Below are 17,632 nucleotides of genomic sequence, written 5' to 3' on the forward strand. Positions count from 1 at the left end.
CCGACCAGCCTGGCGTGTTGTGCCAGGCCGGCCGGCCTCTCGGTCTTCCTTCCCTCGCGACTACACCCGGTACCAGGAGCGGAAGGCGGCTCCCGGCACGGGCTGGTCGATCGCCCAGGTGGCGCCCGTGACGTCGCTGGTGGTGACGACCATGGCCCCGTTGTCGAAGAGCAGGACGCGGGGGTCGCCGGCGAAGATCATGCCGGGGTCGCCGAGGTTGACGCCGGTGCCGAACCCGGTGGTCGGGCCGCTCTGGCCGAACAGGGCGATGTGGCCGTCCTTGGTGCGGGCGACGATGTTGACCGTGCCGCCGGCTCCGGCGGACAGTACGACGCTGGTGGCGCCGCCGGTGCCGCCGCTCGGGGTGATCCGGTACCAGGAGCGGAAGGCCGTTCCGGGGCCGGCCTGGTCGATGGCCCAGACGTCGCCGTTGACGTCGATGGCGGCCACGATCATGCCGCCGCTGGCGGCCGTGGTGACGCTCGGGTCACCGGCGAAGACGGGCGAGTTGGCGCCGAGGTAGTCGCCGCTGCCGAACCCGCCGGTGGGGCTGCTCTGAGTGAAGTAGCCGATGTGTCCGTTCGTCGTGCGGGCGAACAGGGTGACGGTGCCGCCGGCCCCGGGAGACTGCACGGAGGCGGTGTGGCCGGTGAGGCCGCCGCTGACGCTGATCTTGCTCCAGGCGTCGAACGGTGTCCCGGGCGCGCTCTGCTTGGTCGCCCACAGGTCGCCCGCCGTGTCGACGGCGGTGACGATCATGCTGCCGTTGGCGGTGAGGGTGACGGCGGGGTCCTGGGCGAACACCGGCGCCGAGCTTCCGACTGCCGCCGCGGGGGCGAAGGACGAGTTGGCGCCGGTCTGGGCGTAGTCGACGATCCGGCCGGCGCGGGTGCGGGCGAAGACGTGCACGGTGCCGCCTGCGGCCGACGACAGGATCGGCGCCGGGTCCCCGGTGTGGAGCCCCTGGGCGCCGAGCTGGTACCAACTGCGGAAGCCGCCTGTCGGGTTCGTCTGGTTGGTCGCCGACAGGCTGCCGTCGGGGTTGACCTTCACCGCGACGAGCGAGCCGTTGGCGGCCCGCGTCATGGCCGTGGCCGGGCTGCGCAGGCTCTGTCCGCCGTCGAGCGCGGTGACGGTGTGGAGGCTCCCCTGGGCGACCAGGCGCGGCAGGCCGAGCCCGGTGGGCGTGCCCGGGTACATCAGCAGGCAGCCGGTCGGGCAGGTGGTGCTCTGCGCGCTCCCGTCGGCGGTGTAGTGGGTCACCGCGGCGGTGGGGTCGGCCGGTGTGGTCGCGAGGATGTCACCGGTGGTCTGGCCCGGGGTCGGGGTGAACAGCGGGTAGCCCTTGCCGCTGTCGGCGACGGTGCCGTGCAGGTTGCCGGGCGTCGTGATCAGGGGCCGGTGCTGGGGGTCGAGGCCGGTGGCGTAGACGGTGCCGGTGGCGGGGCTGGGGGCCTGGTAGCCGTGGCCGTCGGCGGTGCGGGCACCGAGGACCAGGCGCACGCGCCCGTACTCGGGGTCGCTGGGATCGGAGGTGTTGCGTCGGGCGAGCAGGTCGGGGATGCCGTCGCCGTTGACGTCGCCGGGGGCGAGGACGTCGTAGTCGGCCCAGCCGGCGGAGGAGATGACGGTGGCGGGCTTGAGCCTGTTGGTGCCGCCCTGGACGGCGAGGGGGCCCTCCTCGGTGCCGGTGTAGAGGACGAGGGTGTCGCCGTCCTTGGCGATCAGGTCGTCGCCGGGGCTCTTGTCGAGGTCACCGGTGGCGACGATCTGGCTGGTACCGGACCAGTCGCCGCCGCTGGGGTGGACCAGTTCGGTGCGCTTGGACTCGTCGGGGGCGCCCATGCCGTTGCCGGGGTAGAGGTAGAGCCGGGTGCCCTGCTTGACGACGAAGTCCTCGTAGCCGTCCTTGGTCTGGCCCGGGCTCTGGGCGGTGAAGTCGCCCCGGTGGGTGATCTGGGCACCGGACCAGCCGGGGCTCGCGACGGTCCGGGGCTGCTCGAAGGTGCCGTCGCCCCGACCGGCGTAGAGGACGAGATCACCGGTGCTGGTCGCGGCCACCAGGTCGGCGTGACCGTCACCGGTCAGGTCGCCGCGGCGGTCACCGCCCAGGGCCGGGTCGGTGGCGTCGTGGACGAAGTCGCTGTGGGCGGTCAGGACCAGCGTGGTGCTGGAGTTGGGGCCGCCGTCCGAACCGTCGTAGGGGGAGAGGTTCCCGGCCTTGTCCATGGCCTGGACGGTGAGCCGGTTGGTCGGCCACATGGTGGGCGTGAGCGTCACGGTCGCCGTCCCGTCCGGACCGGCGTCCACCCAGGTCCCGGCACAGCCCTGGTTGACCACGGGCAGGGGCTTGTTGAGCGCGTAGCAGAAGCCCTTCAGCCCGAACTGGTCGCTGGAGGCGAACTTGACCGTGCGCGGCTTGCGGGCGGGCACGTCCTCGATGTCGATGCGGTGGCCGTCCGCGGCGGTGACAGTCGGCTTGGAAGGCGGCGTGCGGTCGACGTTGAAGCCGCAGTCACGGCCGAAGCCCGAGACCGCGAGACCGTCCTCGGCCTGGGCGCGCCACTTGTAGCGGCCACCGTCACGCAGGCTGCCCGCGCCGAGCCTCGTGATGGCCCACGAACCGTTCGGGGCCCCCGCCCAGACCGGCGGGAAGAACTGCCCGGTGTCGTGGTCCCAGGCCTCGAACTTGGCCGCCAGGCCGGTGTCGTTGTCGGGGTCGGAGATCCTCGCGGTCAGCACGACGTCGTTGCGCCCGACGGTCGGCCAGGCCGCCGGGTCGCTGACGCACGGCACGTTGACGTTGCCGCTGCTGCCCGGCGTCCACTGGCCCTCCCAGGCCGCGTAGTCGTGGAGCACGGGCGGACGGTTGTAGGTGACCTCCAGCCACGGGTTGTTCTTGAACCGCTTGTAACTGTTCTTGTTGCCGAGGTAGTTGTCCGGGGTGCGCAGCCCCAAGGTGACGGTGCCGTCTCCTCGGTCCGCCGCGCCCTGGACGACCGCGCGCAGCTTGTCGGTGCTGAAGTCCTGGCCCTGGACCCCGGGGCAGTAGCCGGGGTTGCCGTGGGCGAAGGCCTTGGCGTCCAGTTGCCAGATCCAGGCGGCCTGGTTGTTCCAGGTCGGCGTCGTGCTGTTGATGGGGCCGGTCGCCCAGAGTTCGGTGTTGCCCGCCGCGGCCGGGTCACAGCCCCAGGAGTGGGTCTCCTCGACGTGGAAGGTCGTGGACATGATGGTGGCCCCGGCCAGGCCGCTGGTGTTCATCTCGAAGTAGGAACGGGTGTTGCCGCTGCCGTTGTAGCCGACGCGGGGCTCGTCCGCCGGGTTGTCGGAGTGCCAGCCGTTCCCGTCCGGGTAGGCCTCGCCGGGTGTGGCGGAGTAGACCACCGCCCAGCGGTTGCGCCAGCCGTCGGTGAACGTCGGGTCGATGACGACCGGGAAGACGGTGTCGGCGCCGTGCAGCAGACCGGCGTCCGGGGTCAGCCGCAGCGTGTCTGCGGTGATCTCGGTGGCCATCGTCTTCGGCGCGTGTTCAGCACTGCTGGGGGTGGCCGGGTCCGATGGCGCGGTGCTGTCGGCGGCCGGGGCAGCTGCCGGTGCGGCCTTGGCCTTCAGCGGGGAGGCAATGGCGGGGGGCTGCTGCTGGGCAGCGGCGGCCGGGGCGTGGGAGTCCCACATCCGCGGGGCCTCCGCGGTGAAGACCGTGCCGCCGGCGGTGTCGGTCGCGGCGATCCGGCCGTCCTTGCCCGAGTTGAGGGTGATGCCCGAGGTCTTGAGACCGTAGGTGACCTGGGCCAGGCGCGGATCCTCGGCGGCCTGACGGGTCTTGACGACCAGCTGGTGGGCGAAGCCGTCGGTCTCGGCGATGACCTTCAGGTCCACCCCGGGCAGCACCTCGCGGTACAGGGCCGTGTCACCGCTCAACTCGGGCTGCGGCAGCGGCGCCGGCCACGTGATGGCGAGGGACTTGCCGTCCTTCTGCAGGGTGGCCAGCGGGGCACTGCCACCGGCCGAGAACGCCATCGGGAACACCGAGGCCTTCGGAGCGATGCTTCCGTCGGCACGGCGCTCCAACGTGGCATCGGCCGGCTGCCACTGCCCGGCGACCTTCGCGCGCACCGGCCGCGCATGCCGCCGCTGAGTGAAGCTCCCGTCCGGATTGGCCACGAGGTCGGTCGTCTCGTCCTGCCGCTCCGCGACCTCGACAGGCTTTCCGGTTTGACGCGCCTTCAGCGCAGCGGTGTTCTCCGGGGTGTTCACCTGCGGACCCGGCGAGGGACTGCCCGCTTCCGCGTAAGCAGGGACATGTCCCAGCACGGCGACGCCCACGGCGGCGACGATCAGGGCGGCGGCTGCTTTTCGGCCGGACTTCCCTACTCGATCGGTATGACGGTGCATCCCCTTCACTTTCTGATCGGTTCGCAGGCTCTCCCATCACTCAAGCGATCAGGTGACGGGCGGCGAAACGTATGGATGGTCGCCCCAGCAGGGCGGACGAAGTAGGTGCCACACAGCGGCGTTCGATAGCTTCATTGCTCGCCGACACCATCGGAAGGCGTTCCGGGTGTCGCCAATCGGCCTGGCGGGATTCAGACAAATTGTCGAGAACACATCAAGAATGTCGACCATCGCTCCGCGACCATGAGGGACGGGACATCGCATGCGAATTCAGGGAGGCAACGCACCGCTCGCCATCCATCACGCGAGGCGGGCGTCACACAGGACTCGCTTTCGCCCCGCTGCGAATCCCGGAGAATCATCGAGGAAGGCCCGGCCGCGCGAACCGCGCCCGGCCGTTGGGGCCGAGGCGGCATGGCGCGGCCCGGCTCGCCGGGCCGGCCGGCCGTTGCTGTTCCTCGACGTCGACGGTCCGCTCATTCCCTTCGGCGGTCCGCCGCCGGGTGGCTATCCGACCTTCCGCAGCCCGCACGTCCGGTCCGGCGCGGTGCCCGGTGGGAATCCGCTGATCGCCCGTGTGGACCCGGGGTTGGGGGCGCGGCTGCTGGATCTGCCGGGCGAGCCGGTGTGGGCCACGACCTGGCTGGAGGACGCCAACGAGTGCCTCGCGCCCTGGCTGGGCCTGCCCCGGCTGCCGGTCGTGGACTGGCCGGTGGAGGAGAGGGGCGGACCGGAAGGCGTGCACTGGAAGACCCGTGAGCTGGTCGCATGGGCGGACGGGCGGCCGTTCGCCTGGGTGGACGACGAGATCACTGACGCCGACCGCCGTTGGGCCGCCGCGCACTCCCCCGCCCGCGCCCTGCTCCACCAGGTGGACCCCGGACGCGGGCTCACCGAGGCGGACTTCACCTCCCTGGAGGCCTGGCTGCGGGCCGGCTGACCGACCGCCGCCACCGCCGCCACCGCCGTGGCCGGCCCGCCTACGGCACTGCCCGGCCGCCCCCGTGGGAGCGGCCGGGCAGTGGCCGGGCAGTGGGCGAGCCGGGTCAGGAGCCGGCGAGCAGGTCCCGCAGCAGGGCGACGGTGTCGGCGTCGAGGTCCCGGCCGGTGCGGCGACTGAGCGCGTCCAACCTGTTGACGGCGCGCAGGAGTTGGTCCCGGGCGCCGGCCGAGGCGTACGCGTAGAACAGGTCCCGGTGCAGCAGTTCGACGTCCGGGGCGACAGCGAGGCCGCGGAAGACGGCGGCCTCGGCGCTGCGGTGGTCGCCGTACTGCAGGCGGCGGGCGGCCAGTTCGTGGGCGGTGTCGACGATCGCCGCGATCATGTCCTGCCGCTCCGCCTCGGCCCAGCCGTACGAGGCCGGCGGGGCCTCGGCGAACGGCGCGCCGCGGACCAGGGCCAGGGCGTGGGCGAGGGCGGCGTCCGCGGTGGCACTGGTGCTGCGCATGCCGCGCCGGTAGAGGCTGCGGAACTCGTCCCAGTCGCAGGTGACCGCCGGGGCGAAGGAGTAGCCCTCGGCGCCCTCGGCGGGCAGGAAGGCGCGCCCCTCGGGCGAGGTGCCGAACCAGGCCGCCAGGTCGGCGAGTTTGGCCGGCAGCGGGCTCCGGGCGTCGGCCGCGGTGGGGTGCGGGTCGAGGTGCGCCGCACCGGGGTGCAGGTCGTGGTCGAGGGCGTGGCGGCCGGAACCGGGGCGAAGCGCCAGGTAGACGGCCAGCTCGGTGAGCCTGGGCAGCGCACCGGGTGTGGTGGTGCCGAGGGTTCCCGCGACGTCCACCGGGCCGAGCAGGCGGATCCGAGGGGCGTTGCGCGGGGCGTGTGCCTCCGGGGAACGGAGGATGGCGAGCAGGTCGTCGCTGTCGCTGCGGCCGGGGGTGGTCCGGGCGACCGGCGCGGCAGCGGCGGGGCCGGGCTCGACGGCGGCAGGACCGGGCGCGGCGGCAGCGGGGCCGGGTGCGGGGACCTCCGTACCGACGGCCCCCGCGGTTCCTGCGGTTCCGGCGGATTCAACGGACTCGGCGGCCTCGACGGTCTCGACGAACTCGGCGGACTCAGTGGACCCGGCGGTCTCCGGAGCGTCCGTGGTCCCGGCGGCGACACCAGTGGTGGCGGCGACGGCGGCGCCGGGAACGGGTTCCGGGGCGGGCTCGGCCGACTGCGGAACGACCGACTGCGGGACGACCGGCTGCACGGCGAGAATCATCGTCGCCGTGGACTCCGACGACCCTCCCCCCGACTCGGCGGCACCCTCGGCGCCGCCCTCGCCCTCCGGCGGACCGGGCCGTCGCAGGTCCCGGGTGGTCTCGTCGGTGGCCGCCTGCCGCCCCTGCCCGTTGACGGCGAACCGCGCCGGACCGGCCGGAACCGACGTCACACCCGTACCCGCACCCGCACCTGCGCCCGTTCCTGTAGCCGCACCCGGCACGGAAGTCGGCGCAGTGACAGGAAGAGGAGCAGAACCAGGACCGGTGGCCTGCGCCGGCAGCAGGGCCGACGCCGGAGCCGGCGTCACCGGATCGGTGCCCGCGAACGGGCTGGCCCCGGTGCCGATGACCCGTGCCACCAGCCGCGGGCCGGCGGACGCGCCCGCGTCCGCGCCCTCCCGCGCTCCGCCGCCCGAGGCCCCGACACCCGCCAGCACCGGCACGGTGAGCGGCAGTTCGGTGGTGTCGGTGTCCTCGTCCGGACCGTCCAGGGTCCAGGCCGGGGCCGGGTTCTGGGTGGTGTCGTCGGCGACCCGCAGCAGCTCGGCGACCTGGTCGTACTGCCGCCCGCTGAGCCGTTGCAGTTCGACCGTCAGGTGCAGGCCCGGGATCGCCGCCTGGCCGGAGGTCGGCAGGGTCCAGCGGGCGACCGGGCCGGTGCCGCGCTCGGGGGCGCGGGTGACGACCGCGACGCAGGTACGCGGCCGGGCGTCGAGCAGGCGCCCGAGCTCGGCCGGGATCTCCCCGCCGGGCTGGTGGGCGCAGAGCACGATCTCGGGCGTCCAGGACTCGTCCGCCTGACCCCGGCTGCGGGCCTCGCGCGGGCTGGTGACCTCGGCGGCGACCAGGGTGGCGCGGGCCTTGGCGGTGCGCGGGCCGAGTGCGGCGAGCGCGGCCTCCAGGGTCGGGTGGCGGTGCACGCGTTCGGCGGCCGGGCCGCTGATCGGCACCTCCTCGGCGAGGTCCACCAGGTGCAGGTGCAGCCGGTCGGCGAGCGGGCTGTGGGCCAGCTCGACGGCGAGGGTGCGCAGCACGTCGCGGGCGTCGTCCGGGTGGCCGGACAGGTGGAGCAGCCGGACGGCCTCCAGGTCGGCGAGGACCACCGAGCCGTCCGGCGAGCTGCCGAGGGTGACCAGCGCGGGGTACGGCGCGGCGGTCTTCCGGGCCTGGCCGGGGCTGAGCAGGTCGCCGGAGTCGGCGCTGCACCACCAGACGTTGGCGGCGTGCGCGGCGCGGAACGGCGCGATCGGCGTGGCCGGGCCGGACAGGTGCAGCTCGATGGTCTGGCCCTGGGTGATCCGGGCGGCGACGATGGCGGGCAGCCGCTTGCCGCCGCGCACGGTGTTGCGGGCCAGGGTGCGCAGGGCGCGGTCCAGCAGGTCCAGCCCGGCACCGCTCTGCCGGGCCATCAGCTCGTTCTCGAAGGCGGCGGCCTCGGCGCCGGGCATCGCGATGCGGTGCCCGGGGCGGCGGGCGCGCTGCTGGGTGCCACGCTTGTGGGCGACGGTGCCGACCATGATGGCGGCGAGCAGGACGCCGACGGTGGAGGCCGTGAGGGCGACGGTGTAGTCGCCGCCGGAGGCCGGGTCGGCGTGCGCGGCCGGGGCCGGCGCCTTGGTCGGCGCGTGCGTGGGCGCCGGGGCCGACTGCGGGGCGCCCGAGGCGGGGGCGCCCGCCGCCGGAGCCGGGGTCTGGGCCGGCGCCTGGTCGGCCGGTGCCGGGGCGGGAGCGGGAGCCGGCGCGGGGGCCTGCCCGGCCTGGGCCTGGTCGCCGGGAGCCGGAGTGGCGGCCCCCGCACCCGGCACCGTGAGCACCATTCCGGGCACCACCACGTCCGGGTTCGTCAGCTGCTCCCCGTCGGGCGCCTGCGCGCCCTTGTTCGCCTCGAACAGCTTCGGCCACTGCTCGCCGTCCCCCAACTCCCGCTGGGCGATGGCCGACAGGCTGTCCCCGGCCTGGACGGTGACGGTCCGCTGCGCGCCGGAGCCGGCCGCACCGCCGGGCCCGGCTTCCGTGCCGGACTGCGGAACGTTCTGCGGCGAACCCTGCGGCGTACCCTGCGTGGCGTCCCCGGAAGGGGCGGGCGCGGGCGCCGGCGCGGGTGCCTTCGCCTCGTCCGGCTTGGCGTCCGCCGGCATCAGCAGCTCCCAGCCGGGCTGGATCGGCCGGTCGGCGTCGAAGCGGATGCCCGAATCACCCATCACCCGGCCGTCGTTGAGCTTGGCGATCTCCACCCACCGCTCACCCGACCCGAGTTGGCGCTCGGCGATGGACCACAGGCTGTCGGCCGGGCGGACGTCCCGCACCGTGTACGTGCTCTGCTGCTCGGCGGCCGGGGTGAGGGCCGGTGCGGCCTGCGCCGCGGGCAGCGCGGCCCGCTGCACGCCCGGCGTCACCTGCGCCTGGGCGGCCGGGCCGTGGTTCGGTTCGGGGACGGCCGCGAAGGCCGAGCCGGCCACCGGCAGCAGCGCGAGCACCGAGCCGACCAGCCCGGCGGCGAGTCGCTGGCTCCAGCCGAAGGCCGGGATGCGGCGGGCGATCCGGCCGCGCAGCTGGGCGGGGATCTCCAGCAGGACGGAGAGCGCGAAGCAGGCCCAGGCGAGCCAGCCGACCACCACCAGCGCCCACAGGAACAGGCTTCCGTCGTCCGAGCTGGTGAGCGCCTCCCCCACCCCGCCCGAGGTCACGTCGCCCATCCCGGCGACCGCGTCGGTGCCGTACAGCAGCAGCGCGGGGACGCCGAGCAGCAGGGCGAGCAGGGTGACCAGCGCGCCGAGCGCGGTGATCACGCCCCGGCCGCGCCCGCGCGGTGGTCGGGGCGCCGGGGCGGCGGGCCCTCGCGCGCCGCCGGCTCGGTGGGAGCTCCCGGCCCGGCCGGTACGGGCCTGGGCGGTTCGGGCCTGGTCCTTGGCACGTGGCGCGGCCATCAGTCGGTCTCCGCTTTCTTGACTCCGTGGACGAGGGTCGCACTGCCCTTGCCCGTTACCTTCCGTTCCCCGAGGGCGCCCAGCAGGACCGGACGGTAGTCGGCCTGCACGGTCACGGTGACGACCTTTCCGTCACCGGAGAACTCGATGCCGCCCGCCCGCAGGCCGTACAGGCCCAGGTAGGCGTCGGCGGCGTCCCGGACGTACTTCTCCTGGACCTTGAAGCCCTGGCCCTGCAGGACGGCGGCCTGGTCGAGCTGCTGGCCGCCCACCCGCGCGGCCTCCAGGGCGTAGGCGTCGGTCCGCTCGGCGGTCCGAAGCCGGCCTCCGGCGTCGATCACCAGGGCGATGACGAGCACGACGTAGGCCGCGCAGATCGCCACGAAGAGGGCCACCGCGCCCCGGTCGGACCGGCGCGCCGACAGCCGTCGCCGCAGACCGCTCACCATCCCCGCTCCCTCCCCCCACTCCGCACGCCGCTCTCCCCACCGGCCCCCACCGGGCGCCACTCGGTACCGCTGTGTCATCCCCCGAGCGCTCTCCGCTTGCGTTTCCCCACTCGGGCCTTCTCCAATCCCCCGTCGCGCGGGTGTCGGCGCCACACGCCGTCAGGTGCCCCGGTAACGGTCCACCACCGAGGTGAACTCGCCGACGAGGTGCTTCGTCACGGGTACGCCGGACGGTCCGCCGAGCAGGTCGGCCAGTTCCACGTCGCAGACCACGGTGACCGTGACGGTGGCGACCGGTCCGCCCGGCAGGTCCAGCTGTCCCTTGCCGACGTGGACGTCGCCGTTGCGGCAGACCACGCCCTCCTGCCGCAGCGTCGCGAGGGCCGAGTCCCTGGCCGGCTGGTCCATCCCGGCCACGCCGCGCTGCAGCGAGGCGGTCCGGGCCCCGGCCCGGGCGGCGGCTTCCACGGTGCCGGCCGCGGTCTGCACCCGCCCGGCGGCGATGGCCACCAGGACGAGCCCGACCACTCCCGGAACGACGATCGCCGCCTCGATCGCGATCCCGCCCCGGTCCGAGCGGTCCGACCGGCCCGGCCGGACCCACCGGACCCACCGGACCCACCGGTTCAGCCCGCTCAGTCCGTTCAGCCCGTTCAGCCCGTTCAGCCCGTTCAGCCCGTTCACCCTGCGCGGCCGGTTCGACCGTTCCCGTCGGCCGGACCGCCGCCACCGGGCCGGTGTCCTCACCACGTGCGTCACGGCTTCACCGCCGGCGGGACGAAGCGCTCGCGCGGCGCCTCGGCGAACTGGGTGATGGCCGGCGCCTTGATCCCGGGCAGCAGCAACGGCGGGGTCAGCCGTACGGTGACCCGGACGGTCTGCGCCGTGCTCCCCTCGGTCCCCACCGTGTACTCGTGCACGCCCTGCCGGTCGAGGAAGTCGCGGGCCTGGCGCTGGGCGGCCTCGTTCTTCTCGCCGTCCGTCGCGCTCCCCTGCACCCGTCCGGCGTCCACGCCCTCGCGGGCGGCGGTGAGCGCGACCTGCCGGTCGTACCACCACAGCGCGGCCTGGACGACGAGCAGCAGGAGCAGCAGGACGACCGGGAAGACGATGGCGAGGCTCACGCTCATCGACCCCCGGTCGCCGCCGCGACGGAGAGCGGGACGCATCACTTGGTGGCGCCGCCCGCGCCCGCGCCGCCGCCCGGCAGGTTCGGGTCCTGCTGGACCTTCTGGACGACCTTGTCCTTCAGCAGGTAGAGCGCGGTCGCCACAGCGCCCGCGACGAAGACCAACGCGATGATGGCGAGGGCGAGTTCGATGCTGATCGCGCCGCGGTCGCCGCGCGCGCGGGCGGCCCGGAGGCGACCGAGGCGGAAGGTGAACAGCAGCAGTGCGAACTGGACCGGTAGCAGGACGGGTCGCAGTACCCGGCCTGCCAGCTGGGCGAGTCGTACGGTCATCGGGTTCTCCGGAGGATCTGACGGTGTGGTGTGGTGGGTGGTGCCGGCTGCTCTGAACGGGACGGAGGGGCTGGGCAGGGGCTGGACAGGGACGGGTCAAGGACTGGACGGGAGCTGGACGGCGGTCAGTTGAGCATCTGGTGCAGCGCGGGGAAGACGATCAGGACGGTCATCAGCAGGGTCAGGGCGGCCCCGGGCGCGACCATCCGCTCGCTGTCGGCGTTCGCGCGGGCGAGGTCCTCGGCGAGCAGCTCCCCGCGCAGGCCCTTGGCGCGGGCCCGCAGGGTGTCGTACACGGCGGCGCCGTCGGTGCCGGACAGCCGCATGATGTCGGCCAGGTCCTGGAGCGGGCTGAGCCCCAACTCCTCGGCCAGCGCGTCGAGTCCGGCCCAGGGCGGGAGCCGGTCGGTGGCCGCGCGCTCCAGGGCGTCGCGGATCCGGCGGAACACCGCGCCCTGCCCGACCGCGGCGGCCCGGCGCAGCGCCTCGGCGGGGCCGCAGTCCGCGGCCCGCTCCATCGCGACGAGTTCCAGGTAGGCGGCGATGCCGTGCAGGTACTCGGTGCGCGCCTCCTTGGCCTCACCGCGCACGATGGCGTCGGGGACGAACCAGAGCAGGCCGGCCAGCAGCGGCCCGACGACCAGCGGCAGCGCGAACGGCAGGCCGACGTCCATCAGCACGGCCATCGCGCCCAGGTAGGCGGGCAGCATCAGGCCGAGCGCGGCGAACAGCAGCTTGTGCACCATGAACCGGGCCGGGGTACGGCCGATCAGGGAGAGTTCACGGCGCGGGACCGAGACCCCGCGCAGCCGCACCGACCGCTCGCCGATCCGGTCGTACCAGCGCGGCCGCTCGTCCGGGTCCTGCTCGCGGTCGGCGGGGGTGGCGTGCAGCCGGTCCAGCGCCTGGCCCAGGTCCGGTGGCGCCGGCCGCAGTTCGGCGACGAGCACGGCGACTCCACCGGCCGCGACGGCGCCGGCCAGCACGGACCAGGGGGAGATCACCGGACCTCCCCGAGCTGCTCGGCCGCCTCCGGCGCGGACGCCGGTCCGGCGGACCGCCGGCCGCTCCTGCTGCGCCGGTCCGGCGTCAGCAGCCGGGGCACCGGCGGGTGGGAGGCCAGTGCCCGCATCCAGGCGATGATCGCCACGAACAGGGCGGCGACCACGGCGAGGACCAGCTGGCCGAGGATGGTCCCGTACGGCCGGGTGTACTCGGTGTTGAAGGAGCCGACCGTGACGACCAGCACGATGATGCCGACCAGCCAGCGGATGGTGGTCCGGTGCTTGGCCCGGTCGGCCTCGATGGCGCGGCGCTGTCGGACCTCCTCGCGCACCGAGTCGGCCATGTCGGAGAGCGTGCGGGCCAGGCCGGGCCCGCTGTCGCCGGCCCGCAGCACGAGCGCGGCGAGCACCTTGTCGGCGGTGGCGTCGGCGAGGCTGTCGGCGAAGGCCCGCAGCGCCTCCTCCGGCCGCCAGCGGGCCTGCAACCGGGCGGCCAGTTCGCCGATCTCGTCCTCCAGGGCGACCGGCGCGGTGCGGCGGCTGGTGACGATGGCCTGGTTGAGGCCGACGCCGAGCAGCAGCACGTCGGCGATCCGCTGGGTCCACTCGGACAGCGCCTCCAGCCGCTCGATCCGGTGGGTGTCCGGGCGGGTGGTGTCGAACAGCCAGGGCAGGCCGAAGACGGCCAGCGGCACCAGCAGCGCGGTCAGCGGGATGCCGGTGAACAGCCAGGCCAGCGGCGCGCCGGCGAGCGCGAGCAGCAGCTGGATCCGGCGCAGCCGCGCCACCCGGGGGGTGACCGACCCGGGGGCGCCGTACCAGAACACGTGGACCCGGCCGGCGAGCGGGTTGTCCGCGCGCTCGGTCCCGTCCTCGGGCTCGGGCTCGCTGCCGCGTCCCCAGACCACCAGGGTGACCAGGCCGCCCGCGATCGCCAGCCCGCACAGGGCGAAGAGCAGCATCACCGCGCGCCACCGCCGATCCGCAGCTGCAGCGGGGTGGCCCAACTCCCGTACCGGGAACCGAGCAGCGAGGCGTCGAAGCCGGCCCGGCGCAGGTCGTCCAGGCACTGCGGCGGGGTGTGCGGGACGGCCCGCGGCTCGCCGAGGTCCGGCCGGGGGCCGAAGACGGTGTTCAGTGCGGGCCGGCCGCTCTCCCCGAGGCCGGTGACCTCCAGGACGTGGGACACGAAGCGGTGCCGGCGGCCGCCGACGGCGGTCTCGTCGACCATGGTGACGTGCACGATGAGGTCCAGGGCGTTGGCGGTGAGCCGGTAGGCGAGTGAATCGGTCATGTGCGAGCCGTACTCCAGGCAGAGTTCGGCGATGCGGTCGACGACCATGTGCGGGCCGCGGGCGTGCAGGGTGCACATCGAGCCGCCCTCGCCGTTGGTCATCACCCGCAGCATCGGGACGACCTCGCCGGAGCGGACCTCCCCGACGATGATCCGGGAGAGCGTCATGCGCAGCGCGGCCGGGATGAGGTCGCCGAGGGTCAACTCCCCGGCCAGGCGCCCGTCGACGCGTTCGCCGTTGCCTTCGCGGGCCTCCATCGGGACGACCTGGCGCAGGTGGCCGAGGGTGTGCAGCCAGAGCTCGAACTCCGACTCCAGGGTGCCGATCCGCTCGTCCGGCGGGATCTCGGCGGCCATCGCGCGCAGCAGGCTGGTCTTGCCGACGCCCTGGGTGCCGGTGACCATCACGTTCTTCCGGGCCCGGATCGCGGAAGCCAGGAAGGATGCCAAGGTGGCGTCCAGGGTGCCGAGTTCGACCATCTCGGGCAGCGTCGCGGAGGCCACCCGGTGGCGCCGGATCGCCACGTACGGGCGGGGCGTCACCTCGGTGAGCGCCTGGAGGCGCATGCCACCCTCCAGGCGCAGCGCGAGGGTCGGGCTGGCGGTGGACAGGCTGCGCTCGCCGCCGCCGTGCTGGCGGGCCAGGTCCTGGAGCAGCTCGACGAGTTCGGCGTCACTGTCGGCCACCGGCGGCACCTGGCGCAGGGGTTGGTGCACCCTGGAGACCCAGACGTCGTCACAGCCGTTGATCAGGATGTTCTCGATCTCCGGGTCGTCCAGGTAGGGCTGGAGCCGGCCGGCCCGGAACAGCAGGTCGAAGACGGCCTCGGCGAGGGCGCGGTCCTGCTCCCGGGTGGGCGGGATGCCGTGGGTCTGCGCGTAGGCGTCGGACCAGCGGGCGACGGCCTCCTCGATCAGCGCCCGGCCGCGCTGGCGACGGGTGGCGCGGTCCGGCTCGGAGCCGGAGGTGGAGGTCAACCGGCTGATCTGCTGGTGCAGTTCGGCCGCGACCTGACGCTTGAGCTCGCGGGCGACCTGCGGGTCGACGGCCGGGCGGGTGGCGGCGCCGCGCAGGTCCAGCGAGGGCAGCTGGGAGGGCACCGCGGTGGGACCGGCCGCACCGGGCGCACCGACCGCACCGACCGCACCGACCGCACCGGGCGGAACGGATTGCGGGGCGACGGGCTGGGGCGCCACCGGCTGGGGCGCCACCGGACCGGGCTGGTACCCGTACGGCGGGGCGACCGGGCCGGGCGCGGGGGAGGCCGCGGGCGCCGGCGCGACCCAGGGCAGCGCGGCCGGATCGGCGGACGGACGCTGATGCAGGGGGCTACCGCGCACGGAGCACCTCCCCGGGATTGTGCGGATACGGCCCGTTCGGATCGTCCTGACGGTTCGTCACGATCGGCCGCTGGAGCGGGTACTGGTCGTCCGCATCGCCGTTCGGCGCGGACTGGACGTGTGCCGGGAACGGCGCCGGCGCGGCCGGCTGCGGTGCCAGCCCGGCCAGCGGCGCCACCGGTCCGGTGGTGATCACCGGCGGGACGGGCTGCGGCGGGGCGTACGAGGGCTGCTCGCTCTCGGCCGCCGTCCCGTATCCGGACGGGCCGGGTGCCGGACGGGCGTGCGCCGGGCGGGCATGTGCGGGGCGGCCGGGGCCGGGGCCGGGCACCCGCTGGCCGTATGCCGGCTGTCCCTGCGGGGCCGATCCGTACCCGCCCGGTCCGTACGAGTCCTGGCCGTACGAACCCTGCGCGTACGGGGCCTGGGTGTGCGGGGCCTGCGCGTACGGGGTCTGGGCGTACGGGCCCTGAGCCTGGCCGCCCTGTCCGTACCCCGGCTGCCCGTACGGGCCCGGCGCGGGAGCGCGCCCCGGCGCGGGCGAAGGCGCGGACGAGGGCCCGGAAGAGGGCACGGGCATCGGCGGCTGTGGCGCCGACGGCACGGGCTGGGCCGGTATCGGCGAGGCGGGCGGGACCGACGCCGCGGGGGCCGCGGCCGAGCCCGGAGCCCCCGCCGGGCCACCGGCCGTCAGCTGGGCGGGTGCCGCGCCCGGCGCGAGCCGCTGGCGCCGACGGCGGACCAGCAGCTGCACCTCGTCCGCCGCCGACCGCGCCGTGCGCATCAGCTCCGAGCGGATGAACCGACGGTCGGTGGTGTCCCCGCCGTCGGAGAGCACCCTCGCCGTCCGGGCGGCGTGCGGCAGCACCCCGAGGACGGGCAGCCCGAGCTCGCGGGACACCTCCGCCCGCGAGTACGGCCCCTCGGAGACCAGCAGCAGCCCGAGCGCGTCCGGCCCGGTGCCGGCCGAGGCCAGGTCCTCGGCCAGGGCGGCGAGCCGGGGCCGCGCCGAACTCAGCCCGCGCAGTGTGGTGCGCACGGTCGCCGCCACCACGTCCGCACGGCGGGCGAGCACCGCGCTGTGGCCGGTGGCGCCGGAGCGGCCGAGGTCCACGATGACGTCGTAGCCCTGCCGCTCCACGCCGTGCAGCAGTTCGGAGAGCGGCTCCCAGGTGTAGGCGAGGCCGGGCGCCTGGGTGGGGTCGGTCAGCCCGGGCAGCAGCAGCCGGTCGGCGTTGCCCTCGGGCGAGAGGTCGATCAGCTGCTCCCAGATGGTCTGGGCGAGCAGCCCGCGTCGGTCGGCGATCGCCAGGTTGCGCAGCCCGTAGACCGCCTCGACCCGGCCCTCCAGGGCACCGGCGAGCACCGCGCCGCCGTCCGGGTCGGCCTCGACCAGCAGCATCCGCCGACCGGGCGGCAGCGGCCAGGCCAGCAGCATCGCCAGCGCGGTGGTGGTGGCCCCCGGAGCGCCCGGGCCGCCGACCACCGCGATCACCGCCATCAGGCGCCACCCGTCGCGGCCGGGGCCCCTGACGCGGTCCCGGCGCCGGAGGCCGGGGCACCCGGCGTGGCGGCCCCCGATCCTGTGGCCCCGGGCGTGGCGGCCCCCGGCGCGGGGGCGGCACCCGTGGGCGCGCCGCCCTGCGCCGGGCTCGGCGCGGCACCGCTCGGACCGCCCGCCGCCGGGCCGCGCGGTGCCAGCAGCACCTGGATCCGGCCGCTCGCCACCCACTGCGCGAGCCGGGGCCCGTCCGCGGTGCCGACCGCCACGTCGATCACCTGGCTGCCGTCCGTGTCCACCCGGCCGACGGTGATCGCGGTGGCCGCCAGCGAGTCGGCCCGGCCGTTGTCGGGAGTGAAGACGATGACCAGCTGCACACCCGGCTGGACCCGGCTGGCGGGCAGCTGGCTGTGCTTGGCCGACACTCCGACCACGATCTGTCCGGGCTGCACCGTCAGGCCCTGCGCGAGGTCGGCGCCGGTGAGCATCGCACCGCGCTTGAGGTCGGTGGCGGCCCGCATGCCGACCGCCTTCACCCGGTCCTGGGCCGACACCGGGTGCAGCGCGGGGTCGCCGGCGATCCGGGCGACCACCAAGTCGTCCTCGGTGATCACCTGACCCCACGGCACGTCCCGGGCCAGCGCCAGCACCGCGACCCGCTGGCCGGTGCTGTTGTAGAGGACGGCGCCGCCCAGCCCGCCGGCCGCGATCAGCGCGACCGCCATCGCCAGCACCGCCGGGCGGCGCCGCCTCGCCCGCATGGTCCGCCCGGGCGCGTGCGGCACCGCCCGTCCCCCGCCCTTGCCCGGACCGCCCTGCTCCTGCTGATCCGGGAGCGCCGCGGACGCCGCGGCGCCCGCGGCGGTGCCGGTTCCCGGCGTCGCGAACGTACGGTTCTCCACCGGGTTCCGCCCTTCCCTTGTTCGTCTCTGGCTGCTCTGGCCGCTCTGGCCGCGTGCGCTGGATGGTCTGGCTGGGTCTGGCTGGTCTGTGCCGTGGTTGGTCTGTGCCGTGGCTGCGCTGGTCTGGTCTGGTCGCGGGAGTGCGGGGTCTGGCG

At 75.0% G+C, this 17,632-nt stretch carries 12 protein-coding genes; 1 reads left to right on the forward strand and 11 read right to left on the reverse strand.

Translation table 11 applies throughout. The features are described 5' to 3' along the window. Window positions 1–60 precede the first annotated feature (60 nt). A complete protein-coding gene (locus ACFRAR_RS00365; protein WP_380692951.1) occupies window positions 61–4,257 on the reverse strand; it encodes an FG-GAP-like repeat-containing protein in 4,197 nt (1,398 codons plus the stop codon). A 586-nt stretch (window positions 4,258–4,843) separates the two neighbouring features. Between ACFRAR_RS00365 and ACFRAR_RS00370 the strand changes: the two genes are divergently transcribed. Beyond that, the gene (locus ACFRAR_RS00370) at window positions 4,844–5,335 is read left to right on the forward strand and encodes an HAD domain-containing protein (RefSeq protein WP_380692953.1); all 492 of its coding nucleotides are present in this window, start codon (window positions 4,844–4,846) and stop codon (window positions 5,333–5,335) included. Window positions 5,336–5,441: 106 nt separating this feature from the next. On the opposite strand, the gene ACFRAR_RS00375 is transcribed toward ACFRAR_RS00370, so the two are convergent. The 10 genes from ACFRAR_RS00375 to ACFRAR_RS00420 all read right to left on the reverse strand — a co-directional run bounded on the left by ACFRAR_RS00375 (window position 5,442) and on the right by ACFRAR_RS00420 (window position 17,477). Beyond that, window positions 5,442–9,524, reverse strand: coding sequence for a LysM peptidoglycan-binding domain-containing protein (locus tag ACFRAR_RS00375; protein ID WP_380692955.1), 4,083 nt, complete (start codon window positions 9,522–9,524; stop codon window positions 5,442–5,444). Then, a complete protein-coding gene (locus ACFRAR_RS00380; RefSeq protein WP_380692957.1) occupies window positions 9,524–9,973 on the reverse strand; it encodes a hypothetical protein in 450 nt (149 codons plus the stop codon). The genes ACFRAR_RS00375 and ACFRAR_RS00380 overlap by 1 nt, the downstream gene beginning before the upstream one ends. 159 nt (window positions 9,974–10,132) lie before the next feature. Further along, entirely contained in the window at window positions 10,133–10,657 is a 525-nt protein-coding gene (locus ACFRAR_RS00385) for a TadE/TadG family type IV pilus assembly protein (protein ID WP_380692959.1), read from the reverse strand. A 71-nt stretch (window positions 10,658–10,728) separates the two neighbouring features. Next, the gene (locus tag ACFRAR_RS00390) at window positions 10,729–11,103 is read right to left on the reverse strand and encodes a TadE/TadG family type IV pilus assembly protein (protein WP_380692962.1); all 375 of its coding nucleotides are present in this window, start codon (window positions 11,101–11,103) and stop codon (window positions 10,729–10,731) included. 38 nt (window positions 11,104–11,141) lie between these two features. Further along, window positions 11,142–11,435, reverse strand: a complete 294-nt coding sequence (locus tag ACFRAR_RS00395) for a hypothetical protein (RefSeq protein WP_380692964.1) — start codon at window positions 11,433–11,435, stop codon at window positions 11,142–11,144. A gap of 125 nt (window positions 11,436–11,560) precedes the next feature. After that, window positions 11,561–12,439, reverse strand: a complete 879-nt coding sequence (locus tag ACFRAR_RS00400; protein ID WP_380692966.1) for a hypothetical protein — start codon at window positions 12,437–12,439, stop codon at window positions 11,561–11,563. Then, window positions 12,436–13,401: a type II secretion system F family protein gene (locus ACFRAR_RS00405; protein ID WP_380692968.1), complete on the reverse strand. Its 966-nt coding sequence runs from the start codon at window positions 13,399–13,401 to the stop codon at window positions 12,436–12,438. Before ACFRAR_RS00405 ends, ACFRAR_RS00400 begins: the two co-directional genes overlap by 4 nt. After that, window positions 13,401–15,074, reverse strand: a complete 1,674-nt coding sequence (locus ACFRAR_RS00410) for a CpaF family protein (protein WP_380692970.1) — start codon at window positions 15,072–15,074, stop codon at window positions 13,401–13,403. The genes ACFRAR_RS00405 and ACFRAR_RS00410 overlap by 1 nt, the downstream gene beginning before the upstream one ends. After that, entirely contained in the window at window positions 15,064–16,575 is a 1,512-nt protein-coding gene (locus tag ACFRAR_RS00415) for a hypothetical protein (RefSeq protein ID WP_380692973.1), read from the reverse strand. Before ACFRAR_RS00415 ends, ACFRAR_RS00410 begins: the two co-directional genes overlap by 11 nt. Then, a complete protein-coding gene (locus ACFRAR_RS00420) occupies window positions 16,575–17,477 on the reverse strand; it encodes an SAF domain-containing protein (RefSeq protein WP_380692976.1) in 903 nt (300 codons plus the stop codon). Before ACFRAR_RS00420 ends, ACFRAR_RS00415 begins: the two co-directional genes overlap by 1 nt. Window positions 17,478–17,632 lie beyond the last annotated feature (155 nt).

This window comes from Kitasatospora sp. NPDC056651 (genome assembly GCF_042792155.1).
In the GTDB taxonomy this organism is placed as follows: Bacteria; Actinomycetota; Actinomycetes; order Streptomycetales; family Streptomycetaceae; genus Kitasatospora.